At 25.3% G+C, this 26,517-nt stretch carries 23 protein-coding genes; 9 read left to right on the top strand and 14 right to left on the bottom strand.

Going from position 1 to position 26,517, the window contains the following annotated elements:
* Nucleotides 1–1,052: 1,052 nt before the first annotated feature.
* The 4 genes from MBCUT_RS09055 to MBCUT_RS09040 all read left to right on the top strand — a co-directional run bounded on the left by MBCUT_RS09055 (nucleotide 1,053) and on the right by MBCUT_RS09040 (nucleotide 5,006).
* The gene (locus MBCUT_RS09055; RefSeq protein WP_084270788.1) at nucleotides 1,053–1,847 is read left to right on the top strand and encodes an RraA family protein; all 795 of its coding nucleotides are present in this window, start codon (nucleotides 1,053–1,055) and stop codon (nucleotides 1,845–1,847) included.
* A gap of 50 nt (nucleotides 1,848–1,897) precedes the next feature.
* The gene (locus MBCUT_RS09050; protein WP_067260353.1) at nucleotides 1,898–3,001 is read left to right on the top strand and encodes a UPF0104 family protein; all 1,104 of its coding nucleotides are present in this window, start codon (nucleotides 1,898–1,900) and stop codon (nucleotides 2,999–3,001) included.
* Between the two features lie 740 nt (nucleotides 3,002–3,741).
* A complete protein-coding gene (locus tag MBCUT_RS09045; RefSeq protein ID WP_067260352.1) occupies nucleotides 3,742–4,017 on the top strand; it encodes a Gar1/Naf1 family protein in 276 nt (91 codons plus the stop codon).
* 56 nt (nucleotides 4,018–4,073) lie between these two features.
* Nucleotides 4,074–5,006, top strand: a complete 933-nt coding sequence (locus MBCUT_RS09040) for a transcription initiation factor IIB (protein WP_067260363.1) — start codon at nucleotides 4,074–4,076, stop codon at nucleotides 5,004–5,006.
* 237 nt (nucleotides 5,007–5,243) lie between these two features.
* On the opposite strand, the gene MBCUT_RS09035 is transcribed toward MBCUT_RS09040, so the two are convergent.
* Together MBCUT_RS09035 and MBCUT_RS09030 are read right to left on the bottom strand one after the other, a co-directional pair.
* Nucleotides 5,244–7,325, bottom strand: a complete 2,082-nt coding sequence (locus tag MBCUT_RS09035) for an MJ1255/VC2487 family glycosyltransferase (protein ID WP_067260351.1) — start codon at nucleotides 7,323–7,325, stop codon at nucleotides 5,244–5,246.
* A gap of 284 nt (nucleotides 7,326–7,609) precedes the next feature.
* Nucleotides 7,610–8,848, bottom strand: coding sequence for a hypothetical protein (locus MBCUT_RS09030; RefSeq protein WP_067260350.1), 1,239 nt, complete (start codon nucleotides 8,846–8,848; stop codon nucleotides 7,610–7,612).
* 591 nt (nucleotides 8,849–9,439) lie between these two features.
* Here MBCUT_RS09030 and MBCUT_RS09025 point away from each other — a divergent pair.
* Nucleotides 9,440–10,285 (top strand): sulfite exporter TauE/SafE family protein, encoded by an 846-nt coding sequence (locus tag MBCUT_RS09025; RefSeq protein WP_067260349.1) that lies wholly within the window; start codon nucleotides 9,440–9,442, stop codon nucleotides 10,283–10,285.
* Nucleotides 10,286–10,369: 84 nt separating this feature from the next.
* On the opposite strand, the gene MBCUT_RS09020 is transcribed toward MBCUT_RS09025, so the two are convergent.
* The 4 genes from MBCUT_RS09020 to pyrH all read right to left on the bottom strand — a co-directional run bounded on the left by MBCUT_RS09020 (nucleotide 10,370) and on the right by pyrH (nucleotide 13,112).
* Nucleotides 10,370–11,224: a heavy metal-binding domain-containing protein gene (locus MBCUT_RS09020; RefSeq protein WP_067260348.1), complete on the bottom strand. Its 855-nt coding sequence runs from the start codon at nucleotides 11,222–11,224 to the stop codon at nucleotides 10,370–10,372.
* 326 nt (nucleotides 11,225–11,550) lie between these two features.
* Nucleotides 11,551–11,901: a heavy metal-binding domain-containing protein gene (locus MBCUT_RS09015; RefSeq protein WP_067260347.1), complete on the bottom strand. Its 351-nt coding sequence runs from the start codon at nucleotides 11,899–11,901 to the stop codon at nucleotides 11,551–11,553.
* A gap of 155 nt (nucleotides 11,902–12,056) precedes the next feature.
* Nucleotides 12,057–12,248 (bottom strand): DUF2116 family Zn-ribbon domain-containing protein, encoded by a 192-nt coding sequence (locus MBCUT_RS09010; RefSeq protein WP_084270787.1) that lies wholly within the window; start codon nucleotides 12,246–12,248, stop codon nucleotides 12,057–12,059.
* A 186-nt stretch (nucleotides 12,249–12,434) separates the two neighbouring features.
* Complete coding sequence (gene pyrH / locus MBCUT_RS09005; protein WP_067260345.1) at nucleotides 12,435–13,112, bottom strand: UMP kinase; 678 nt, start codon at nucleotides 13,110–13,112, stop codon at nucleotides 12,435–12,437.
* A 932-nt stretch (nucleotides 13,113–14,044) separates the two neighbouring features.
* Between pyrH and prf1 the strand changes: the two genes are divergently transcribed.
* Entirely contained in the window at nucleotides 14,045–15,274 is a 1,230-nt protein-coding gene (prf1, locus tag MBCUT_RS09000; RefSeq protein ID WP_067260344.1) for a peptide chain release factor aRF-1, read from the top strand.
* Nucleotides 15,275–15,373: 99 nt separating this feature from the next.
* Here prf1 and MBCUT_RS08995 read toward each other — a convergent pair whose 3' ends face one another.
* The 8 genes from MBCUT_RS08995 to MBCUT_RS11015 form a co-directional block, all read right to left on the bottom strand.
* On the bottom strand, nucleotides 15,374–15,994 hold the full coding sequence (locus tag MBCUT_RS08995) for an orotate phosphoribosyltransferase-like protein (protein WP_067260343.1): 621 nt from the start codon (nucleotides 15,992–15,994) through the stop codon (nucleotides 15,374–15,376).
* 55 nt (nucleotides 15,995–16,049) lie between these two features.
* Nucleotides 16,050–17,015, bottom strand: a complete 966-nt coding sequence (locus MBCUT_RS08990) for a Gfo/Idh/MocA family protein (RefSeq protein ID WP_084270786.1) — start codon at nucleotides 17,013–17,015, stop codon at nucleotides 16,050–16,052.
* A gap of 425 nt (nucleotides 17,016–17,440) precedes the next feature.
* The gene (hemC, locus tag MBCUT_RS08985) at nucleotides 17,441–18,310 is read right to left on the bottom strand and encodes a hydroxymethylbilane synthase (RefSeq protein ID WP_067260361.1); all 870 of its coding nucleotides are present in this window, start codon (nucleotides 18,308–18,310) and stop codon (nucleotides 17,441–17,443) included.
* A 199-nt stretch (nucleotides 18,311–18,509) separates the two neighbouring features.
* A complete protein-coding gene (gene cfbE / locus MBCUT_RS08980; RefSeq protein WP_067260342.1) occupies nucleotides 18,510–20,069 on the bottom strand; it encodes a coenzyme F430 synthase in 1,560 nt (519 codons plus the stop codon).
* Between the two features lie 29 nt (nucleotides 20,070–20,098).
* A complete protein-coding gene (locus MBCUT_RS08975) occupies nucleotides 20,099–21,958 on the bottom strand; it encodes a bifunctional NADP phosphatase/NAD kinase (protein ID WP_067260341.1) in 1,860 nt (619 codons plus the stop codon).
* A 243-nt stretch (nucleotides 21,959–22,201) separates the two neighbouring features.
* Nucleotides 22,202–22,666: a pyruvoyl-dependent arginine decarboxylase gene (locus MBCUT_RS08970; protein WP_067260340.1), complete on the bottom strand. Its 465-nt coding sequence runs from the start codon at nucleotides 22,664–22,666 to the stop codon at nucleotides 22,202–22,204.
* Between the two features lie 865 nt (nucleotides 22,667–23,531).
* The gene (locus tag MBCUT_RS08965) at nucleotides 23,532–23,744 is read right to left on the bottom strand and encodes a KTSC domain-containing protein (protein ID WP_067260339.1); all 213 of its coding nucleotides are present in this window, start codon (nucleotides 23,742–23,744) and stop codon (nucleotides 23,532–23,534) included.
* Between the two features lie 114 nt (nucleotides 23,745–23,858).
* Nucleotides 23,859–24,005 (bottom strand): hypothetical protein, encoded by a 147-nt coding sequence (locus tag MBCUT_RS11015; protein ID WP_157082563.1) that lies wholly within the window; start codon nucleotides 24,003–24,005, stop codon nucleotides 23,859–23,861.
* Nucleotides 24,006–24,455: 450 nt separating this feature from the next.
* Between MBCUT_RS11015 and MBCUT_RS08960 the strand changes: the two genes are divergently transcribed.
* From MBCUT_RS08960 to MBCUT_RS08950, 3 genes are all read left to right on the top strand, one after another.
* Nucleotides 24,456–24,845 (top strand): translation initiation factor IF-5A, encoded by a 390-nt coding sequence (locus MBCUT_RS08960; protein ID WP_067260338.1) that lies wholly within the window; start codon nucleotides 24,456–24,458, stop codon nucleotides 24,843–24,845.
* A 458-nt stretch (nucleotides 24,846–25,303) separates the two neighbouring features.
* Nucleotides 25,304–25,597, top strand: coding sequence for a hypothetical protein (locus MBCUT_RS08955; protein ID WP_067260337.1), 294 nt, complete (start codon nucleotides 25,304–25,306; stop codon nucleotides 25,595–25,597).
* Nucleotides 25,597–25,983, top strand: coding sequence for a PIN domain-containing protein (locus MBCUT_RS08950; RefSeq protein WP_067260336.1), 387 nt, complete (start codon nucleotides 25,597–25,599; stop codon nucleotides 25,981–25,983). Before MBCUT_RS08955 ends, MBCUT_RS08950 begins: the two co-directional genes overlap by 1 nt.
* Nucleotides 25,984–26,517: the final 534 nt, after the last annotated feature.

Raw genomic sequence — 26,517 nt, 5'->3', positions numbered from 1 at the left:
GTCAAGATTTGCTTGTTCAGCCATTTCTTATGACTATTCATTGGTAGTTGCAATTATTTCTGATTATTTATATACTAATATTCTAAGATTTATTTAAAAATCATATTTATTATAGTTATTAATAATTAGGATTAATAATTATAATTAATAATTAATTATGGATTAATATATTAATATTGGGGGTAATTATGATATAATTTAAATTTAATAACAATATTCATAATTTATCAATATTCAATAAAAATCCAATTATTAGTTATAAAAATTTATATATTAATTAGTAACCACTTCACAAGTGCATTTCTTTATTTTCTTTAAATTGATTATCTAAAAATCAATCACTAATGTCCTTTTTAATTAGTTATCTTCTATATGCTTTGTATATTTCCTTTATTTTATATTTCCTTCATAATAATTTTTAGTTTTATATTTGATTATAAATGAAATATAGAATTTTTGGCATATTCAACCTAACTAACTATTACTTAAGGCAATATTACAATCATCAACAATAACAATATTTGGTTATTTCTAGTATTTTATTAATAATTGCTATTTTTTCAATTAGTTGACTTTCATTTTAATATAATTTTGATAATTATTTAATAATTTTAAAACTCATTTTTGAGATATAATGATTAATGATAGTATCCATTGAATTATATATCCATACTAATATATAAAATTGTATATTCTTATCTGATAGTAAACTGAATTTTTTAATTTCTATATGATATGATTTTTAATATAGTTCTCTATTTAGAAGAAAATTTTTAAAATAATATTAAAAACTTAAGAAATATAAAATACATATTAAAATTAAATAGATATTATGATTAGTTATTATAATTAAAATTACTATTATTAATGGTTATTATTATCAATCTTATCACTATTATTATAATTATTATTAATGGTTATTATTATCAATCTTATCACCATTATTATCAGTATCATTATTATTATTATTATCACTATTATTATCATTATTACGCTTATTATTACTCTCATTATTGATTTTTATCATTGTATTTAATAATTAAGGTGCTAAAATGAAAAATTCAAAATTATCGGTTAAATCTTTTATAAAACAGTTAAATTCTAAAAAATATTTAAAAAATAAAGAATCAATTCTTTCAGAAGGAATTCGCATCTATAAAGAAGATTTTAATATTGAAAATGTGGATTATATAGAATCTTTAGAAGATACTGACAATAAAGTTGATAATATAATTGCTCATGAAAATCTGAAACATTTATTAGATTCTACATCTTCTTGTCAGATTTCTGATGCCTTAGGTAAATTAACTGGGAGAAATGGAGTTTTAAAAGATATAAAATCGATAAATGGGAAACGAGCTTATGGGAGAGTCGTAACTTCGAAAACTAACTCTGATGACTGGGGAACTTCATTATTAGCTATTGACCAGGCTAAAAAAGGAAATGTTATATTTATACTATCTTCTGGAGAATCTTCAGCTATTTGGGGAGAATTAACATCAACTTGTTCATCTAAAAAAGGATTGGCAGGAACTGTTATAGTTGGGGCAACAAGAGATATTGATCTTTTATTAGGTTCTGACTATCCTGTTTTTGCAACTGAAACAGTTCCTAATGCAGGAAATCCTATTGGTTTAGGTGATGTAAATGTAAATTTAAGGATTCAAGAGGATATGGTACGTCCTGGAGATTTTGTTTTTGCTGATAATACTGGGGTTGTTTTAATTCCCCAAGAACTTTTCCAAGAAGTGATGATAGAAACTTTGAAAATTAAAATTTCTGAATCTAAGATTATATCTCAAATTAAAGATGGAAAACCGTTATCAAAAATAATTGGATTAAGATAAAGTAAATCAAAGAATTTAAAACTGATTTTACTAAGATTTTGAGGTTTATAATGGATAATTCTGAAAATGGTCTCTCAGGAGGTACTGAAAAAGATAAGAACATTTATTCTATCATTATTGAGAATAAAAAAAGTGTAGCTATTTCTTTTATCATAGTTTTTGGATTGAGCTTCCTAATATTAATGGTAATAGGGATTAATGAGGTCATTGATGTTTTAAAAAGAACAAATCTTCGAATTTTAGGCTTAACATTTATTATTCAAATATTTGTGTATTTATTTTGGGCTTTAAGATGGAAAATTATTTTAGACAAAATGTACAGGTCTCCTAATTTTATACATGTTCTAGGCATTCTTATGGCAAGTATATTTGGAAATAATATTTCTCCAGGATCCATAGGAGGAGAACCTTTGAGGGCTTATTTACTCAAAGAAGAAAATAACACGCCTTTTGAAATTGGTTTAGCTTCTACACTCGCAGATAGGGTGTTTGAATTACTTCCATTCCTTTTAATGTCGATTATAGCAGTATTTGCTCTTATTTCATGGCAATTAGAAATATTTTCAAAAATATTTTTGATATTTTTGATATTGGGGACTTTAATAGTATTTTCTTTTGTTATTTATGTGGGAATTAATAAAGAACTTTCTAAAAAAATTGTTTTCAAAATTTTAAAATGGTTACTCCCAATTATCAGACGATTAACTCGTAAAAATCATGAATATGATGAATTAAAAGAGAGGGTGATATATTACATCAATAGGTTTAATTCTAGTTTTACCATGATTGTTGAAAACAAGCTATTTTTAGCTGGGGCTCTTTTAGCTATAGTTACATGGACTCTGGATCTTTTAAATTCTTACTTAGCATTTATAGCTATTGGTGTTACACCTCCTCTAGCCCCATTTATAACTATATATACAATAGCTATTTTATTATCATTTTTACCATTGCTTCCAGGTTCTTTAGGGATTACAGAAATCATCATGATAGCTCTTTTTATACCAGTAGGGATAACAGGGGATTATGTGCTCGCTGCAAGTGCATTAGAAAGATTAAGTTCTTATATACTACCAACTATAATTGGATTTGTACTTGCAATATATTATGGTAGAAGAATTCTTAAAAATAATGATAAGAACAATGGTAATTAAAAACCACCATAATAATACACTGTTAATAATCTCATTGTTAATAATATAATTTCTAATTAATAATTAATAAAAATCATAAATAACTTAATAAAAATTACTATCACAAATTATATAAATTAGTTTGAACAAAATATTTGTATTATAAAATATTGAGATATAGTACATTAGAACCTATATAAATAATTTATCTATATCTTTAGAATTTCCAAAATTTACTTATTAATTGGTTTGAATTAATAAAATAAGAAACATATCATAAAATGTACCATATATTGAATATATTTTTATTTTAACAAATATAAAAAAAGAAATTATCTAAAATATCATATTTAATTATATTTTTATTTTAAGAAATAAAAAAGAAGATAACAAATATTTTTCAGTTTTATTATAGAGATATTCTTTCTAATATTATTCTAATTTTTCAAATAATTATTTATAGAATTAATCCATTTCGTGATTTAATAGTTATAAGTTAATCAAATATAATGGTAACGTATTAATTAGTTATAAATAGCTAAATCTTTTATATTTTTGATTTGAATCAAATAGTAAATTATTTAAATAGCTATTTTTAATTATATATAATGCTATCGGAAGGTTTATATATTAGAAAATTTATATTATATATTATAATTTATTATATAAAATTTATAATATTATTAAAAATTTAGATATGAGTTCATAAAATATGGGTTCATGAATTATACAAATAAGTTTTAATTTTTAAGTTTGATTCTATGAAATTTTTAGGGAACATTTCACATTTGTCTAATTCTGGGAAATTAATAGCTAGATCTTCTCAGACTCCACCTGCTGGAGCCTTTGTTTTTAATAAAGATAAGAAAAAAATAGGCAAAGTTATTGAAGTATTTGGACCTACAAAGGAACCATATATTTCAATAAGCATGTTTCGCTCTGTAAATCTGGAAAATAGCAAATTGGATAAGGGTAATGACTTATATGTATCAATTAATAAAAAGAAAAAGGGGAGAAGAACACGAAAGAAAAGATGAAAGATAAGTTTTCTGAAAAAGGAAAACCTATAGAAAATATTTCTGCAAAGAAAAGAATGCAGAATGATGTCTCTGATACAGAAAAACAGAATAAATGTCCAGAATGTGGATCAGAAGAACTAATTGGAGATTATGAAAGGGCAGAAGTAGTTTGTGCTAGCTGTGGATTAGTTATTGATGAAAATTTAGTTGATATGGGTCCTGAATGGAGAGCATTTGATCATGAGCAAAGAGATAAACGTACTAGAGTAGGTGCTCCTATTACCTATACTATACATGATAAAGGTTTAAGTACTATGATTGATTGGAGGAATAAGGATATCTATGGTAGGGATATTCCTGCAAGAAATCGTGCTCAATGGTATAGATTAAGAAAATGGCAAAGAAAAATAAGAATTTCTGGAGCTACTGAGAGAAATCTTGCATTTGCTTTAAGTGAACTAGATAGGGATTCTTCACGATTGGGTCTTCCAAGAAGTGTAAGGGAAGCTGCTTCTGTTGTTTATAGGAGTGCAGTTGAGAATAAACTTATTCGAGGACGTAGTATCGAAGGAGTTGTTGCTGCATCACTTTATGCTGCTTGTCGTCGTTGTAATGTTCCAAGAACATTGGATGAAATAGCTGAAGTTTCAAGAGTTAGTAAAAAAGAAGTAGGAAGAACTTACAGATTTTTAACAAGAGAATTAAATATAAAACTTCCTCCAACATCTCCTGTAGATTATGTTCCAAGATTTGCAAGTGAACTTGGTCTTTCTGGTGAAGTACAATCACGAGCTATTGAAATTATTGGAAAAGCTATGGAAAAAGGTCTCACCTCTGGTAGGGGACCTACTGGGGTTGCTGCTGCTGCATTGTACATCGCATCAGTTCTATTGGGTGAGAGAAAAACTCAACGTGATGTTGCGGATATTGCAGGAGTTACAGAAGTTACAATAAGAAATAGGTATAAAGAACTAACAGAACAGCTTGAAATGGGTGTAACTTTATAAAACAAACTTCATAAACATATATTTAATCTATTTTTTAATTTTATTCATCTTTTTTATTTATTTTTAATTTTATTCATTTTTTTATTTATTTTTAATTTTATTTATCTTTTTTATTTATTTTTAATTTTATTCATCTTTTTAATCTATTTTTTAATTTTATTCATTTTTTTTATTTATTTTTAATCTAGAATTTATCTAATGTATGAATAGTATATACAATTAATATCTAACTATATTTTAAGTTAACTCTAAATTAATATTTTCTTTATTAACTGAGTATTTTTCAATTGATCTTTCTATTTCTTGGAGTATTTTACTGTTGTCTTGAACTTCAACTTTAGCTAGTGTTTTTTGATATCTTTCTAGATTATTTAAGAATTCTTTAACTTCCTTAAGATTTAGTTCTCTGTTCATTTTTCCATAACCTAATTTTTCAACATAAAATCCATTTAATAGCTGTTCGAAGTTTCCTTTAGCAGGAACACTATAAATAGGTTTTTTGAGAGTAATAGATTCAGTTATGAATGTAAAACCTCCATTGGTCAAAACAGCTTTAGCATTTTTCATGTCATCATATATTTGGTCTTCATTGAACTTTCTAAATGTTAAATTTTCATCTACTTCTTTTTTGTTAAATCCATAGACTATGAATTTTTCATCGATATCTTTTAAAGCATTTACTAACTTAACATTATTAGAGCTTGTTTGATATACTAGAATGTAGTCTCTGTAGCTAGTTTTAAGGTTTCTCACTTTATCTCTTATCACTGGAGGAAAAACAGCTGTCTTTTCAGGATTTTTTATCTCAGGATAAAAGAAACTAGTAATTATATATCTTCTCGGTCGAATTATATAGGATTTTATAACTCCTTTAGCTTTTAACATTTCTCTTTGAGATTCTGGAGGATATTCTATATGAGTTTTAGTTATCATTTGCACATTATCTATACTAATTAGTGGGACATTTATAATTTTACTTAAAATGCTTGAATAATTTTCAAAATCAGAAATTATTATATCTGGTTTGAATTCTCTAGCTTTTTTAAATAAGATGCCATATCCTTCCTTTAAATTAGTGGGAGTTTCTTTTATAGCATTGAAAAGAGTTTTAGTGTTTTGAACTCTATTATTTTTATACACTGTATTAAAGCCCCCAATCTCAAAAACATTTTCAAATTTTTTATTGAGGTATTCATAAGCTCGGTCACTTGAAAAGATTATCACATCATATTTTTTTATTAATTCTTCAAGTATCACACCACTTCTAACTGCATGACCCATTCCTTCTCCACAAACAGAGTATATAATTCTTTTTTTACCATATTTTTCTTTCTTTTCTTCTCCTACTCCATATTTTTTTTCTTTTAAATGGTGATTAGTCTTTTTTAAGTTAGGATTTTTTTCTTTTAAAGCAGGACTTTTTTTTGAATGATTATTAGAGATAGAAGTATTCATTATGCTATGGGATTCATTTGTTTTAATGGAATTATTTATAATGTTGTTTATATCCTCTTTTATTTTGTTTTTGGTAGTTTTTTCATTATTAGGTACTATATTTTCTGTAATTCGTGATGCATCTAGTTTTGCAATTAAAGCATCTTCTTCAATGAAATTCTTAGGGCCATGTCCAAAATCATATCCTAAATCTTCTGCAGCTGTCCGAATTCCTCTAAAATCATTGAATGTACTTTTACTATATTGTCTTGCAAGCTTACCTAAACCTTCTTCTTCCAATCTTCTTGTTGAAACACAAACTTTTGGAGTTCTGAGAACTTTAAAAGTATTATTTTTGGCTAATTTTTCAATATAGTTAGTATCTTCTCCAAAAGTAAGTTTTTCATCAAAACCTTCATGTTTATCATGTAATGATTTTTTGGTTATTATTCCATAACATCCAGCTCCGTGAGGTTTAATTTTCTCAAAAGCTATCATAAACCAATTGGCTAAATCATGAAGAATTTTATCTCTTTTCTTTTCAGATGAAGGTATCATCAATGTTATTCCTATATCTGCTTTCTCTCTTTCAAATTCTTCAATAAGACTTTGAAGATAATTTTCAGTAAGTTCTAAATCAGAATCTAAAAATAGCAATAGCTCTCCTTTAGCTATTTTAGCACCGTTATTCCTCCCAATTCCAGGGATTCCTCCTTTAACAATCTTACATCTATATTTTTTAGCTATTTCTATAGTTCTATCTTTAGAATCAGCATCAGCCACTATTATCTCATAATCTTCGTATTTTTGAGATTTAATACTTTTCAATAGATTAGGAAGATATTTTTCTTCATTATATGTTGGAATAATGATACTAAGTTTCATATATATCCTCAATAAATTAATTTTTATTTTAGTAATTTTGATATGTGGGTTTAGTGTTTTGTTATTAATTTTTATTTTAGTAATTTTGATTTAATCTTTTATTTTTTAATTTTCTATTTATTATGATGAAATTATGAATCAATATATTTACTTTTAATTATTAATTTTTACTTCTATTTATTTTTTATATTATTTCTATTGTTTTTGATGTTTAATAATTTTATTAAAAGATTATTAAATTTTATATAGAATTTTATAAATATGATGTTATAATCGCTTCCTATTTATTCATTAATATTGGTAGCTGAAGTCATATTATTATTATATTCCTTAAAATAAGAATAAAAATTCCATGACATTGTAAAACTGCTAGATTTATTCTCAAGAGATTTTGTTAAACTGTTCAATAGATCCATCTCATTGTATTCTGCCGAAAACTTAATAATTACTTTATTGTTTCCATTAACAACATCACTGTTGAGATTACTAGTGTTATTCTTTTTTTCACTAGAATTATTACTAGATTCATTTATGGATAAGATAGAATAGTTATCTAAATCTAAGTTGTCAACGGGATCAAATATGGCTACTTCATAATATTCAGTATTAGTACCTAAAATTGCAATTGATATTCTTAATATTATTATTAAAATCAAAAATATATAAGGAACTGTCCTTTTAAAAGTAAGGTAAGATTTCATGCTATGTTTTTGAATAAAAATTATCTTATTTCTTGTTTTGTCAGTGAGGGACTGGATTTTAAGAACTTTCCCAATGTAGTAATTTAGAGGATATTCATCAAAATAAATAATCATCATTCCAAATATTCCCACAATAGCTGGAGTAGAGAATAAACCCCCATCTACTATTCCGATCAATCCACAAGTAGCTGCGAATATTAAAATCAATCTAGTAGGAAACAATCGATTTTTCAAGGAAGCGAGTAATGTTAAAAACATTATAGGCAATATGATCATTATTATATTGGCCAATACTGGAACATATTGGGCTAATGAATCAGCTGTATGAATTCCTTCAGGAACATTTGTAAGAGTAGAGGTAATTATATTCCCTAAAATAGCTTTATAAATATGCGAATGTATTATACTTGTTGTAGTTGGATCTGGAACCATGCTAACAAAGATAGTGAGTTGCCCTATCCCTAAATAGTATCTCATAACTACTTCAAGAATCAAACCAAGTATAGCAGTAATTAAAAATAATATGATTGAAATCTTAAGATAGAATCTATTATTAAATTTAAGAATCTTTGATATTCTAAATGATATTAGATTTTTAACAATTGAATTTTCCTTGAAATTGTTATTATATTCAAATATCTGACTAAAAATTAAAAATAAACCTATGATTGCAAAAAATAAAATATCTTTACCTTTTGAAGACCCCATCAAAAATAATTCAGTAATTGGTCTTATAAAAAAGTCTAAAGAATTAGAAAAGAATATTAATATTGATAATAATAGAAATATGATACCAGCTATTGTATATCTACTTATTTTCATGTTTAAGACCCAGTTAACACTTGTAAAATCTTTTGATATTCATATTATTCATATTACTATCTTAATATGTTTCTATCACTATTTTAACATATTCATATTACTATTTTAGGATATTCATATTACTATTTTAAACACTAAATATAAAATTTAATTGTCTAATTTAAAAATTTTATAGTATACTAAAGAATATTTTAAAATTTCATAATAATGATTTCATAATTGTAATGGTCAGAATGTATTATAACTCTCTAACTCATAATGATTATAATAATAATTATAATAATTAAAATTGTAATAAATATTTATAGTCTAATATTTATAATCAATATTTGTATTTTGTATTATTTAATATTAAGATATGCTGTTATTAATTTGGTATACCATTATTATCATTATTATCATTATTATCATTATTATTAATTAGATTCATTGTTATCAATAAAAAATTATTTACAATATAATATAATGTATATGTTTAATCTATACAAAATAATATTTTATTAATCATTATGATTCATAAAAGATATCCTTATAAAATTCTATTTATTAATTGTAATTTGTTTAAATGGTTTTTTTTATTAAGTGAGGTGTTTGATTTTTTCTATTGAATATATAATACTTTTAATGTTTATTGGAGTCTTTGCAGGAATTTCATCAGGTTTACTTGGTGTAGGTGGAGGTTTTCTCATGGTTCCTCTTCAATTCTTTTTACTTACATCTACTGGAATTGATACAGACCTAGCTCTAAGAATATCTTTAGGAACAAGCTTAGCTATTATTATTCCTACCTCATTAGCTGGAGCTTACACTCATCAAAATAGATTAAAAAAGATAATAAAACCAGGAATAATATTAGGTATCTTTGGGATGCTTGGAGGAGTTTTAGGAGGAATCACCTCTTCTTTACTTCCTGCAGCTATTTTGCAATCAATTTTAGGAATTTTTTTGGCATTGATCTCTATTTATATGGTAGCAAATAAGGATTCAGAAAAACAATCTAGCAAATTAAAATTTTCTATGGTAATTGGAGCTATTTTAGGAGTAAGTATTGGCTTCAGTTCAGGCCTACTTGGCATTGGTGGAGGAATACTTTTAGTCCCTGCTCTTATATTCTTCTTAGGATTTTCAATAAAAGAATCTATCGGAATCTCTTCTATTTTCATATTTTTAACTGCCATTGGGGGAACAGCTTCTTATATTCTAACTGGATTAAAAATTAATACATTGCCTTACTATTTAGGATATATTAGTTTAATTAATTTTGGAATAATAGCTATTTTTTCTATTCCTATGGCATACCTAGGTGCAAAATTAGTCTATAGATCTCCCGAAAAGTTATTAAAACTCATTTTTGCCATTTTAATGTTTTTCATAGGAATTAAACTCTTGGGATTAGATCCAATTGGGTATATTGGACATCTTATAGTTAATTCTTAATTACGAAATAGGGAGTTTTAGGATAATATCTCTAAATAAGCTTTTAATTTCAGGGTTGATAGTTTATTTTATTTTGAATTTTAATTATTCTAATCTAACACCGGTTCCACGAGCCACAACATAAATGGAGTCTTCTTTTAAACCACCTAATCTATTGAATTCTATGCTTAAATCCAATATGGCATTGCATTTGTCTTTTTTTGCAGAATCACTTAAATTTATAATGGCCTGTTCTTGTGCTTTTTGAAGACTTTTAAGTAATGAAACATTTCCATGGTCTTGAGTACTGTCAATTAATTTTTTAGAGTGCTGAATCAATATTTCACCTTCATAAAATCCACTAAATTCTTTAATTTCTCTATTTGGTTCACTTGTTGTACTTAAAAATAGAATTCCTAGATTATTTATATCTACACTCCTTTTTTCTTCTTTATAATCCATTTTACCTTTTTTTTTAACATATTCTTTTCCAATTAATATAAAATATGCCTTTCTCGTGAGTATATGGATAAAGTTAAGTAATCTTATGAAAATTCCTAAAAAATATGATATTATTCCAAGTATAACTACAATTATGAAATAATTTACTAATGTGGGGAAAGCTGCTTGTAAAATGACTGCAGCACTTCCAATTGAAATTATGTTAAATCCCAATCCTGTGTTAATAAAGATAAATCCATAAAGAACAGTTACAATGAATAATATAAATGCACTAACTGCTCCAGTGGTTTTTCCATAGTACCGTTCTGCAAGATATGTTTCAACATATCCTGCCATTACAGGGCATAAAATTAGGCCTATATTAAATCCAAAAATAGATATATCAAATAGATAAAATAAGAATAAGGATATTATTCCAATTAAAGTACCAATAACTATGCAAAAAATAGCTATTAATTTTTTTTTAATCTCTTCTTTCCTATATTCTGCTAAAATCATGTTTTCACATTTTTATGAATAATAATGACCTATTATAATGTATTTTAGCTATTCAATGCATTAAAACATTTATGAATAATAATAACCTATCATAATGTATTTTACCTATTCAATGCATTAAGGCATTTATGAATAATAATAACCTATCATAATGTATTTTAGCTATTCAATGCATTAAAACAAATAGTAATTAATATAACTAATTAAATTTATATTAATTCCTAATTAATGTGGTAAGTAGTATAATTAGTCATTGGACATATCTAACTATTCTTAAAATAATAAAGTAATCATTAATGATGTGTAGTTTTTCTTTAAATTAGTTACTAATCCGTTTTTAAGGATATATAATCTTCTTTGTAAGATATAGCGGTTCCATAGGTGGTTACAAGTATTGTATTTCCCATTGTCCCACCAAGATTATTGTAAGATATTTTCAATCCAATAATTGCATTTGCATTAAGTTTTTTTGCTTTATCCTTCATAATATCTAAAGCTAATTCTCTTGCTTTTTGGAGTTCTACTTCATAAGCAGCAGTTCTTCCACCTACAACATCACGAACTCCTGAAAATAGATCTTTATATACATTAGAACCAATTAAAGATTCTCCAGTAACTAATCCATGATAGTTTGTGATTGTTTTAGTTTCTAATGTGTTGGTAGATGATAATAACATTTTAAACCTTTTATTCTTTTTTATTATATTCTATTATTAATTAAATAGCTACTTAAAAGACTAATGATTTAGTGAGTATATATGAATATGATTAGAGACACATCGTATTTTCCAGATATCTATGATTATTCATTTATTTATCACTAAATTATTGTTTATTTATTAAAGAACATCATGAATACAAATACAATAATAAAAATAATCATCACTATGAATAAAAGTATCCTACTTCTTTTCATTTTAGCTTGATTTTCCATTAACACATTTTGACATTTATTAGAGCAAGTAATTTCATCTAGTGGTATTGGAGTACCACAAACAGGGCAATGTTTATGTATATCGACCATAATTTCACCTTTTTATAATTTTCAAATGAATATTTATTTAATAAATTGTTATAATTTATTTAATAATACATAATTAATAATTTATTTAAAGTTTAATTTTTAGAAACTAGTATCTTATTATTTATATATCTTATTTCTTATAATTTTTCTTATTATTTGCCTATAATTATTTTCTTATTATTTTTATTATTTAGCTATGATTCTAGTTCCTAGTTTTTCTTTCTTAAGAATTTTAAGTAAATTTTTAGGATCATTTCCATTAGCTATTACAGTTTCAAGAGATGATCTTTTAATCATTTGTATAGCTGTCATATCAAAGAATTCATAGGTTCCAGCCTTAACATCTTTATTTTTAATGAATTCTAACATTTCAGTAGCAGTAATTTCTTCAATAAGTTTTGCATCGGAATTGTTAGTTGGATCTTTATCATACATTCCATCTACAGAAGTTAAGTTTATTAGTAAGTCTGCTTTAGTATATTCTGCTAAGATAGCACTTACAGCATCAGTACTGTGGGCAGGTTCTGTTCCACCCATAATCACAATTTTTCCACTAGCAGAATATTTTTCTGCTTCTTGGAAATTATGAGGAACTGAAGGGTATGCATCATTTTTAAGTGCAAGAATAAGTAGTTTAGCATTTAATCTTGTAACTTCAATACCTATATCATCACATTTAGCTTCACCACATTTAAGATCTCTAACTATGCTTATGTAATCCCTAGCAGGTTTTCCACCACCCACAACCACAAATATCTCGTTTTCTTGTGCTAAAAATCTCAATATTTCTGCATATTCCTGAAATTTTTTATAATCATATTCTTTCATTAGTATTGATCCGCCAATTGCAACTACTATTCTCATAAATTCACCAAATATCCATTATTAAATCTATAATTACTATATTTGTTATTATATTAATTAATTTATCATATTTTTTATTTTAATAATTAATCTTATTTTTAATAATTTTTTATTATTATTTTAATTTTTCTAGTTGAAGACGACCCATAATTACGACTTCAGTGAGCAATGATTTAAATTTAAGTATAATATTTATACAAAAGTATTTTCTATCAAATTTTTTTGGAAATTGTTCATTTTAGATTATATATTCATCAAACAAAAATAATTATGAGTCATCCTCATTTTATAATTATTTTTGAAATATTATTTAAATTTATTTTGTAATTCGTTATTCAATTTTATGATCTTATGATTAATTCATTAATTTTTGAAACATTATTTAAATTTATTTTGTACTTTATTATTCAATTTTATGATTTATAATTAATTCATTAATTTATTTGACATTTGCTTTAAAATAATAAAATTCATTATTTTCATGATATTTATTAAAAAATTCATATTTTTTATTCAATAATTTTTAATTTAATCATGAAAAATATCTATAATTATATATCGAAGTTTTTATAAATATAATATTGTATAAATTTTTTGCTTTATTAATTTAATACATAAACTATTAGAAATATCTAGAAAATATAGTTAGCTATATTATGTTTTATTAAGATGATTTTTTTAAGATGAATATCTATAAAACTATAAAAAGTTAACAAATATAACAAATATTATTATAAATTTAGTTAGATGAATGGAATTGGTTGATTATTTTATTTAATTATAAATTTAGTTAGATGAATGGAATTGGTTGATTATTTTATTTAATTATAAATTTAGTTAGATGAATGGAATTGGTTGATTATATCATATATTATAATAATGTTGAATTATTAAACCATATTAAGAATTATTTTGATTAAGGAGTGAATATATTGTCTGAAACATCTTCAAAAGAATTATATGAATTTAAAAGAACTCTTAAAGAGTTATCAGAAAAGAAAGGACGAGGAACTGAACTTGTATCAGTTTATATACCTCCTGATCGTCAAGTCAGTGACGTGACAAAACATATGCGTGAAGAATTAAGTCAAAGTGCTAATATTAAAAGCAAACAGACAAAAAAAAATGTTCAATCTGCTATTGAAGTTATTGTACAGAGGTTACGTCTATTTCCTAAGCCACCTGAAAGAGGGTTGGTTCTTTTTGTTGGAATGATTCCAAAAGGAGGTCCTGGGACTGAAAAAATGGAAACATATGTATTTGAACCACCAGAACCAATTCAAACTTATACTTATCATTGTAATTCTGAGTTCTTTTTAGAGCCATTACAGCACATGATCGATGTTAAAGAAGTTTTTGGTTTAGCTGTATTGGATAGAAAGGAAGCCACTTTAGCATCACTTAAAGGAAAAAGAATAGACATTTTAAAAACATTAACCAGTGGTGTTCCAGGTAAACATAAGGCAGGAGGTCAATCACAAAGAAGATTTGATCGTCTTATTGATTTAGCTGCTCATGAATTCAAAAAACGTATTGGTGAGCATATGAATGAAATATTTTTGCCTATTGAGGATCTTAAAGGGATTATCATTGGTGGTCCAGGCCATACTAAAGAAGAATTTCTAAAAGGAGATTATCTGCAATATGAACTTCAAAATAAAGTTTTAACTACTGTAGATACATCTTACACTGGGGAATTTGGAATAAGGGAAGTAATTGATAAATCTTCGGATGTTCTTGAAGAACTGGATGTAATGAAAGAAAAACAACTTGTACAAAAGTTTCTCCATGAATTAATTAATGAAAATGGTTTAGGATCTTATGGTGAAGATGAAGTTCGTAAAAATCTTCAAATGGGTGCAGTAGATATTCTTCTTATATCCGAAGATCTAGTTCAATCAAGAAAAACATTACGATGTGTAAATTGTGGTCGTGAAGTTCAAGTAACTTATAAAGATCCAAAAGAAGACAAGGAAAATATATGTGAAGATTGTGGAGAAAAAATGAAGGTCTCTGAAGCTAGAGATCTTGTTGATGATTTTGTTAAAATGGCTGAAGAACTTGGTTCTGATATTGAGATAATTTCCACAGAAACTGAAGAAGGAATGCAACTTTTTAAAGCATTTGGTGGAATTGCAGCTATTTTAAGATATAGAACTTAATCAAAGAACCATCTCAAATTTAATGAAGAATAATTAGAAAAATAGTAATGTTTCTATTAAGATATAAAATGATGATTGATTAGATAACTAAGATGATAATTAATCTAATCTGCTTACTTTGATTAAAGATTCTACTGGAACATCATCGATTTGAGAGATGCCTACTTTATCGATTAAAACAGTTACAGCTATTGGATCTGCACCTCGATCTTTAAGTGCCTTTATTACTTCTTTTAAAGTTCTTCCACTAGTTATAACATCGTCCACAATTATAACTTTTTTTCCATGGACAGGTGCAAAATTTTCACTAATAGCTCCTTCTTGCTCTTTATCATTTTCTTTCCTGTGTTTAATTGGGTGAAAAACTGATAAAGATGTTTCAAAACCTTTTTCATTTTCTAAAAAATCGGCGATCATTGTTGCAAATGGAATTCCACTAACAGCTATTCCTACAACAACCTCAGCTTTTCCATAAACCAAAGTCATGTCACTCAAGGCTGCAGAAACATATTTAAGTCTTGCAGAACTACCTCCTAAACTATTCCAATTAATAGCGAAATCTAATGGAGTATCTTCCGTTTTATCTTTTCGTTCATCTGGTTTTTGAAGAGTTAACCATCTAGCGGTATCCATTGATACATTAAGTTCATCAGCTATTTCTCCAGTAGTAAAACCATGGCTTCTAAGACCATTAGCTTTTTTTATCAATTTTTGGTTCATACTTACACCTTATTCATTTTATTATACTTTATCTAAAATGTTACCTAGATTATATCTATTTTACCCTACGGATTTCGTCTAAACTAACAGGAACTTGTTTTTTTGAGGATTTATTTGCGGCTAAAACCATTTTAAGAGCATTAAGACCATCTTCTCCAGTAATTTCTGGTTCTTCATCATTTATTATGGAATTTATAAATGATTTTATTTCGTCTTTTAAAGGCTCTTCATGTTCTATTTGAACATCTTGTGCAAATTTTCCATCAACATCGATGGTTTGATCGATGTAATCTATAGCTATTATTCCATCAGTTCCAGTAATCTCCAAAGCTCTTTTTTTATAAGGTGTAAGCCAGTTAACTTCTAATATTCCTGTGATTCCATTTTCAAATTTGGTCATTATCTCAGCATGGTCTTCGTATTCACACTTTTCAAGAATACTGCCCATAGTTGCATAAACTTGCGTTACTTCTTCATCAAATATATAATACATAACATCTAAATCATGAATAGCTAAATCAATAGCTACTCCGACATCTTTTATTCTTGGAGGGAATGGCCCTACTCTTTTTGCAGAAGCTGAAACAATGTCACCTATAACATCATTTTCAATTAATTCTTTTGCTTTCTGTACAGCAGGATTAAATCGTTCTACATGGCCAGTTCCAAGCTTAACTCCTTTCTTTTTAGCATAAGCTATCATTCCTTCAGCTTCTTCTAATGTAAAAGCTATTGGTTTTTCAACTAAGACATGTTTCCCATGTTCTATTGCATCCATAACCACTTTAAAATGATGGGTAGTGGGAACACAAATACTAACTACTTCGATTTCAGGATTTTTAAGTAGATCATCATAATTATTATATCCTATTGCATCATATTTTTTAGATACTTTATTTAGAGTGCGTTCACTTACATCTGAAACTCCTATGAGATTAACATTTTCTAATCTATAATAAACACGAGCATGGTTATATCCCATAGCTCCAACACCTATAACTCCTACATTTACCATTTTCACAATTAATCCTCCAATTAATTTTCAACCTTTGATTATTGATAATATTATTTTTATTTATTAGTTTCTATTAAATTCCGTAATTTCTATAAATTTTCTAATATTTATTAGCTTTATTATTCTTATTATATTTTTATTGTTTGTGGTACTTAACTATTTTAATTATCCTAATTTCTTTGTTTTTAATTATTTTTTGGTAATTTAACTAATTTATTAAATTCTTATTATTTTAATTATCTTTATATTGTCTTAATTATTTTTATTTTTTGTAGATTAGCTAGTATTAAATTAGTATTAGATTATTTAGTATTAGATTATTTAGTATTAGATTATTTAGTATTAGATTATTTAGTATTAGATTATTTAGTATTAGATTATTTAGTATTAGATTATTTAGTATTAGATTATTTATTATTACTATTATTAATTTAGATATATTCTTCGATATTTTTAGATAATTGCTTTCCTATATTTTCACTATCTTTAATAGGTCCAGTTAATGTATTTTTATAAAGAATTTCTCCTTTTTGAGTTAATAAAATGGAATAAAGTTCTATTTCTTTATCCTTTATCCTAGCTATTGCACCTAAAGGCCATTGACAACCAATTCCCAATTCTTCAAGAACTGTTTTTTCAGCTAAAACTTCTTGGTGAGATTCATAATGATCTAACTTTTGTATTTTATTTTTAATATTAGAATCTTTTCTAGTTATAATAGCTAAAGCTCCTTGACCAGCTGGAGGCGTTATATAATCTAAAGGAAATCTATTTTTTATGTATTTTGTGAGACCTAATCTTTTTAATCCTGCTTCTGCCATTATTGTAGCATCGATCTCACCATTTAAAACTTTATCAAGCCTAGTATTAATGTTTCCCCTTATTGGTTTTAGCTTCAAGCCTTTTTTATAATGGTTGCAGAAGGCTTCTCGTCTTAAACTACTGGTAGCTAAAGTTGAGCTTTTATTAAGATCTTCCCATTCATAATTTGAAATTAATACTTCATTTGGAGATTCTCTGATGGGAATTGCAGCTATTTCAAGATCTTCATCTAAATCAGTTGGGACATCTTTCAAACTATGTACAGCGAAATCAATTTCTTCTTCCAGAACAGCTCTATCCAATTCTTTTGTAAACAGTCCTTTCGAATCCATATTATATAATTGTGAACTAGTTATCTTGTCTCCAGAGGTTTTAATAATTCTGATTTCTAATTTCTTATTTCCTAGATCACTTAAACGCTTTTTTATGTAATTAGTTTGTACAAGTGCTAGTTTACTTCCTCTACTCCCAACAATCAATAAATCATCTCCAATTCCTTTTAAAGAATTGTTTTTAATTATGTTTTTTAGAATTTTATACATTTTTAGATAGGATGTTTTAAGTTATAAGTTTTTCTTTGAATTGTTAATATCCATGAAATATATCTAGATAATTTAATTGTTAAAACTATTATATTAACTATATTTTGATCATTTGATTTAATGTTGGCCAATCAAATTATCTTTTATTTAATTGGGAATAATTCGAACGATAAATGAATAGTATATCTTTATTATTTGCAATAGCTATTTTTTGAGCTTCAAATGGATCTTGAATATATTCTACTACATTTTTCATACTCTTCATAATTTCTTTTCCAACTTCATCAGTTAATATTAGATTCATATCTTTCTTATCAATAAAATCATCTAAAAGAATGGCTGCTTTTTTATCATCAATTTCTTCACAAGTGATTCCGTATTTTCCACCTATAATAATAGAATAATCATTCAAATCTCTTATCATCTCAATTGAACTTTCAATAGCTTTAATATTTATACCTGGATTAATTTCTTCAATTATCCTAGACCCATCCAAGAACTTCTGGGAACTTCTTCCAATTATTCCCTTAAAATTTAATAATGAATTTTTTATAATGTTTTTATCAATTTTTAACGATAGTGAAGCAGTTATAGTAGCTAAAACGTTTAAAACATGATGTTTGCCTGGAGCAAATGTTTCAATTTTCATAGAACCATTTAAAACATCCCCATAAATAGTTTTCAAATTTTTATAGCTTATATCAAAATTTGTTTTATCTAACCCGTACTCTATATTGTCTATGACTAAATTACTTATATTTTTAATATCATAGTTGTCAATATTGTAATCATTCTTCCTATAATTATATTTATCTTCATTATCATTTATCATTGTTTCTTTGGATAAAGAAAATATATTTATTTTATCATTCATTTCAATATATTCTTTAGGATAATATTTAGCTATTGTTTCAGCTTCTGCAACTACAAAATCACAATTAAACACTTGTTTTTTTGCTTCTCGTGCATTTGATTTATTCCTAGCTATTGGATAATTTTCTACGATATTTGTTAATATTCCAATGTTTCCTATTCCTGTAACTCCTAATGAACTTTCAAATAGACATGAATTATAGTTTAGGATATAATTATCCCAATCATAAGAGTCGTTAAAATCATTTATTGCACTACAATCAGAATTAGCTATTTTTTTAGCTATTTTAATTGTTTCTAAAGTACTTGCAGGTGTGATACTGATATTTTTCTTTAATAATATTTTTTTCTCATTTTTATAAAGACATGCTCCTAGGCTACTTAAAACAAGAGGATCTTCCTTTATTAAAATGTCTTTTAACATAGACACTACACTAGTTTTACCTTTTACACCAGTAACTTCAACAATTGGAATATTCTGATTTCTAACTCTAACTTTCCATTTATCTAAAGCTAGATTAATAGCTTTATGATGGCTTATTTCTTTTATATTTCCTTTTTTCGTGGAGTCAGTATTTTTTAGCTCTTCAGTGATATTGAATGGTGAATGAATTGGATTTATTACTAATAAATTATTACAGTTATTTAATAATTCCATATCCTCTACTAGTTCTATATCATAAGACTCCAGTAAATTTCTGTCAGGATTTTTTAAAGTATTGTATATATCATAGACAAATATATGTTTAAAATTTCCTATTTTTTTTAGTTCAATAGCTATTTTAACTCCACCATGAGTTAAATCGATAATAAGGACATCCATAATTCATCACTTAATACAATCATTACTCATTAGCACTTGCCTAAATCAATTCCACCATCAGTTAATTTCTCTTTAACTCTATTGTAGAATGTTTCATTTAAAGTTCTAATGAAATATACATCATTTTCAGATTTTACAAATTTTATCTCTTCAAGATAATCTACTTCTTCACTTATCTGTCCATCCATAACAAAAACTGCTTTTTTACCTTTTTTCATCAATTTAACTGCAATTTCACTAGAATCAGAAACAACGATTGGTCTAAGACCTAGTTTATATGGGCAAATTGGTATTATTATGAAAGCTCTGACTTTAGGATCCACAATAGGCCCTCCTGCTGACATGGAATATGCAGTTGACCCACTTGGGGTGGATAATATCAAACCATCTGCTCTAAATTCTTCTATGATATCTCCATCTACTCGAACTTCAAAATTTAACATTTTTGCGGGCTTTTCTGTCATTATGACAACTTCGTTTAATGCAGTAAATATATGAGATCCATGAGAAATTTTAAGCTGTGTTCTCTTTTCTCTGTAATAATTTCCTTGTAAAATAGATTCTAATGATTTAAATGCATGTTCTGTATCTATTTCTGTTAAAAAACCCACAGTTCCCATATTTATTCCTAAAATTGGAATTTCATTATCACTTAGCTGATTTTGTGTCCTTAAAATAGTTCCGTCCCCCCCAAGAGTGATTACAATGTCTGAATCAAATTTAGAAATAGATTTTGCATATTTGGTGAAATCTAAATTGAGCTTGAGACCAGCTAACTCTTCAAAAACTTTAGGTTTTGTGTTTGAGATATATTTTAATATATTTTCTAAGTTATCACTTTTTTTTATTTCTTCTAATTTAGTAACTAAGGATGGCTCAATTGAAATAGATATATCTTTATCATTTAGTCTTTGTATTATTTTAGCAGCAAATAAAATAGCATCATAATTATCTAACCTACTTACAACTCCAATTTTTTTCATTGGCTTCGATTCATCGTTATTAATGAATTTTATAATTTTTTCATGGAGTTCTTTATTACTAGCTCCAATTACAATAGTTTTTTCATATATACTTAGTTTGTTATTTAATTTATTTCCATATTCATCGGTTACAATAGCTCCAGACTCTTCAGCAATTAGCTTTGAAGCAGAAATATCTATTATTCTACTGCCTCTTAAGTCAAAAAATGCATCATACTTTCCATTTGCTATATAAACTAATTCTAAAACAACTGATCCTAAAATTCTCATCCTTCTAACTTTTTTAAGTAGATTTGGAATTTTCAAGTTACTTGATTTTACAAATCCTCCGATTGATATCTTATTTAAGTTAGTTTCAGTTGTAGGTTCCATCTTTTTCCCGTTTATTTTGGAGCCTTTCCCTTTAACAGCTTCATAAAAGTTTCCGTTAGCGAAATTTTTAATAAAACCTAATTTAACATCTTCAAGAGTAGCTATTTTTCCATCTGGGATTTCAACTACAGCTATTGAAATCCCATAAGCAGGTATGTTTTTTATAGCATTACTTGTTCCATCAAGAGGATCAACTAAAAATATGAATCTTGGTTCATCCTCAATTTTAGTTTCTTTATCTAAAAGTTTTTCTGATTCTTCAGATATTCTCACAAAACTTTCTAATCCTTTACCTAACTTCATCTCTCCTATTTCCTCACTAATCAATAAGGAAACGAAATCTGCATTTTTAAGAACTTTAATAACTTCCTCTTCGGCTACTAAATCAATATAATTTGTTGGTGTACCGTCTGCTCCTATCTTAACAAACTTTCCAGATTCTTTATTTCCAAAATGCTTTTCTAATCTGTTTTCCACATTTTTGATGATTTCTTTGGAAATTTTTTCGCATATTTCAATATCTTTTTGATCCATTTTTTTATCATCCTTTTATATTGATTTAATTATATTTTTGAGAATAGCTATTTAAATATTCACAATTATAAAGTATTTTTACTTAGATTTTTTAATAATATTATAATTAATAGAGCTTTAATAAAATAATTTTTTGATAGCTATTATCTCTTTATTTAAACATAATGTTATTGGATAGCTATTATCTCTTCATTTAAAGATAATGTTTTTTGATAGCTATTATCTCTTTATTTAAAGATAATGTTATTGGATAGCTATTATCTCTTCATTTAAATAAACTAAAGAAGCCACAACGGTGCCTATTTCTTCTACTTTGTGATTTATCTCCTCAACAACCATTTCATTGATTTTTTCATTTCTTTTATCCATCATATATTTAACCATATCTATTGCTTCTTCTTTTACTTCTTTAGGAGAGGTATTTATTCTTGCATTTTCAGCTACACAACCTAGATTATCTCCAATAGCTATAACTATGGCTGCTGAAATTAAATCTCCTTTTTTTTCTGATGTTATTTTTGAAAGAACACAGTTTACCATAGCTCCAGGTTTTAGTTTAGGTAAATCTGTGATTTCAGTACCTTTTTCTACCATACTTGAAACTTTTATCAGATTAACATCTCCAATCCTTGCCTTTAATAAAGCATTATCAAATGAATTAAGTTTATTAGGTCCTTCTGCTTTTCCTGATACAATAGCTACTTTCATTTTATCACGATTTTCACTGTAATGTGAATCTTTTTAAATATAATTAGAATTAATAATTATTAATATTATGTTTTAAGTACTAATTAAAAATATTTATAATTATTATAAAAATCAAAGATTTTTAATTTTATGAAAATAGAAAATTTTTATAGATATTAAATATTCAACTCTTAAAATAAGACATTAGTTATCTATTTAATCAATATAATAAATTATCATTCGTTATTTATTATTTATTATTAATTATTATTAATTCATGATTAATATAAAATATATAGAAAAAGGTAATAAGTTTGAAATAAAAAAATGTTAGAATTAATATAAAGCAATGGAAAATGTAATAACTTTGAAATAAAATATTAGAATTAAAAATATATTTTTCATTGATAAATAACAAATCACATAATGTTTTATCAAGTAATAATCAGACTAATGGATATTTGTATAATCTTTTATCTTTGATAAATCATAATATCTCATATTTTTAATGGAAAGTAAGAAAAAGAGGGTAGAGTAGAAAAAAGTAAGTGGGTAGGATATTCAACCTTTTTCTATGATCTCTACTATTTTAGTAATAATTTTTTTCAAGAAATACGTGTTGTTATTCAATAATATAATTTATATTATAGAGAGAAGAAGTTTTTCATGGTTTCATTCAGTTGAAAAAATTATTATTACATATACTATTAATATTATATTAACTTCTATTTATTTTTTACGGTTTTTGTAATAATTATAAGGAAATATCTTTATAATTTCATATCATTAAAATAATTTTAGAAATTATATTTTTCATATCAGTTTTTAGTCTTCTTTTCTTTTTAATCTATTTATTTTCTTTATTTTATCTATAACATAGTTTTCATTATCTTATTTTTTTTTTAGAATAGCTATTTTTTATATTTTCCTTAAAATATGTACCCTGGGATGATGATAACATTAAAGTACTATGTGTGACTGAAGGTACTTCTAAATATTGGCAAATACTACCATTGTGGAATTCAATCTCTAATGTTTGAGAATTCATATCATATGCTACAGATTTTAAATAGCTAGAATTAAGAGGACTTCTGTCCATTATTAATCACCTCCATTAAAATTGAGTTTTAATTTGGAATATTTTGTTCTATTGGGATTAATTTGGAATATTTAGATATTAGGTTTAAATTATAGCAAAAATAAATTGGAAAAGTTATACTCTTTCCCAATTACACTTATTACATAATCTACATGGTGGAAGTTTATCACTTGTATCATCTAAACTTATAATTTCTGGACAGTTATTAGTCAGACATCTATACTCTCCATGACCTGGACTTTCACCACATGTGTATTTCACATAATCACCTCCCCCTATTTGAGTTAATTATATGTATTATTTTGTTATTACATGTATTTAAATTTTTAATAAAAGCCTTTTGAAATTTCACCTGTTTATTTATTTTTTTCAATAGCTATATATTCTAGTTTAACAAATAATTTATAGTATATTTTTATTTAACATTTTGCGAATGTAGAAGTATCATCTTTTATTTAAATTCATGTTTTACATGGAATTTTTATATTGAAAATTAGCTAAAGAATATATAACATTTATATAAAAAGTTATTTAATATAGTATTAATCTAGATATTATTATTAATACAGTATTAATCTAGATATTATTAAGAATTAATTAAGATTAAAATGGATTGATATTCTGGATAAAGCCCAAATTCTCATATTTGATCTGTTATAGATTATATAGTTATGAGATTACAATAATTCTATCATATGTGGAGGAAAATTAATGTCAAAAAAAGTTGTTGAAGTAAAAACTTTAAAAGTAGGTAAATATGTAATATTAGGTGGAGAAGCTTCTAAGATAACTAGTCTAACAACATCATCTCCAGGAAAACACGGAGCAGCTAAAGCAAGGCTTGAAGCTGTGGGTATTTTTGATAATCAGAAAAGAAGTATCGTTAAACCAGTAGATACTAAAGTTGATATTCCAATTATTGATAAAAGAGTTGGACAAGTATTAGCTATTATGGGGAGTGAGGTTCAGGTAATGGATATGGAAAGCTATGAAACCTTTGAACTTCCTATGCCGGATGATCTAAAAGATCAAATATCAGAGGGTATAGAGCTAGAATATATTGTAGCTTTAGGAAAAATGAAAATAATGAGAACTAAATAATTCTATTTTTCACTGTAAATTGTAATCATTATTTATAATATAATTTTTTTTAATTTATTTTGTTTCCATTTTTATTTCTATTATTAGTAGTTCATAAAGTGTTTTTATATTTTTGTTTTTTAGTAGTTTTTATCTTTATATTTTTGTTTTTTTCTTTGTTTTCATCAATTAGTTTTTTCATTTACTTATTTATGATATATATAAATTGTTAAGGCACTATGATTTTGATTGTTTTTGCTGGAAAATAAAATGGTTGATGTATTATATAGTTTTATGGATTTAAAGTAGTTTTTAGAATTATAAACTTGTTAAATAATGGGTAAAACTGAATTAGAACTTGAATAGGAGTTTAAAGGATATATGGTGATAATTAGCATTGTTTTTATAATGTATTTGATAAAAAAGTATATATTTGTAATAGTATATTAATATATTATAAAATATAATTGGTAGATAATATGGTAATTACAACAAATAATATTAAAATTAAACCAGATTTATTAAAAGCTATTAGTAGGATAGCTAAAAGAGAAAATATGACTGAAACCAAGGTTTTAAATGATATTATAGAAAAAGGAATAGAATCTAAAAGGAAAAATAAAATACCTGAGCATTTTATAGCTAATAAAGATACTTATAATTCTAATCCCACGAAAAAAGAGTTAAATTCTATAGTTGGAATAATGGAAGCACCAGAAGGATTTGATGTAGTTGAAGCTGTTAATGATGCTAGAATTAGAAAGTGGGAATAATGATTTTCTTGGATGCGAATTTCATAATAGCTTTATCTTTAAAAAAACATGATAATTACAATAGAGCAGTTAATATATGGAAAGATATTCAAAATAAAGAGAAAGTGACTTCTAAATTAGTTGTAACTGAAGTTTTGAATATTTTGAATGTTAGATTAAAACAAAATATAGAATTGACAGAAAAAGTTTATAATTTCATGATTAATAATCTAAAGATTTTATATGATGGTGACTATCATGATGTAGCTTTAAAATATTTGAAATCATATTATCCCCAAAGAATCCCTTTTAATGATTGTATATATATATATATATATATATATATATATATATATATATATTGTGTTGATGGAATATTTGGAAATAGAAGAGATAGCTACCTTTGATAAACATTTTGACAATAAAAATGGGATAGTTAGAATACATTAATTATTAATATTGTTTATTCTTTTCTTTCATTGGGGTTTCATTTTTTTATTTAATTATTTTTTAATTATATTTTTTATTATTTACTTTTTAGTATTTTATTGTATGGGAAATAATTCTAATATTGTTGAACAATATTAAGAATTTAGTTAATATAATTATACAAAATTTTTTATATCAAATATTTTTAAACATTGTATATTTTAGTATATATACTCTCTAAACAAAAATAATTATTTCCTACCCAATTTATTTTTTTTCATAGTATATTAAGTGTATTAACTCAAAAATTGTAAGGTATACTCATTTTTAAACTTTCATAAAAAACTATTAAAAAACAATTAAATAAAATTTAAAGAGTTTATATGGAATATTGGAAGATATTCCAATCATATTATCTGTTGCAAAACTTTGGTAATTATTACAATATCTATTTTTAATGGTTTTTTATTTACTTATTTATGATATATATATATATATATATATATATATAT

Origin of the sequence: Methanobrevibacter cuticularis (assembly GCF_001639285.1) — an archaeon.
Lineage (GTDB): Archaea > Methanobacteriota > Methanobacteria > Methanobacteriales > Methanobacteriaceae > Methanobaculum > Methanobaculum cuticulare.
The sequence above is the reverse complement of the archived record's forward strand: the minus strand, read 5'-3'. Positions and strand labels throughout refer to the sequence as shown.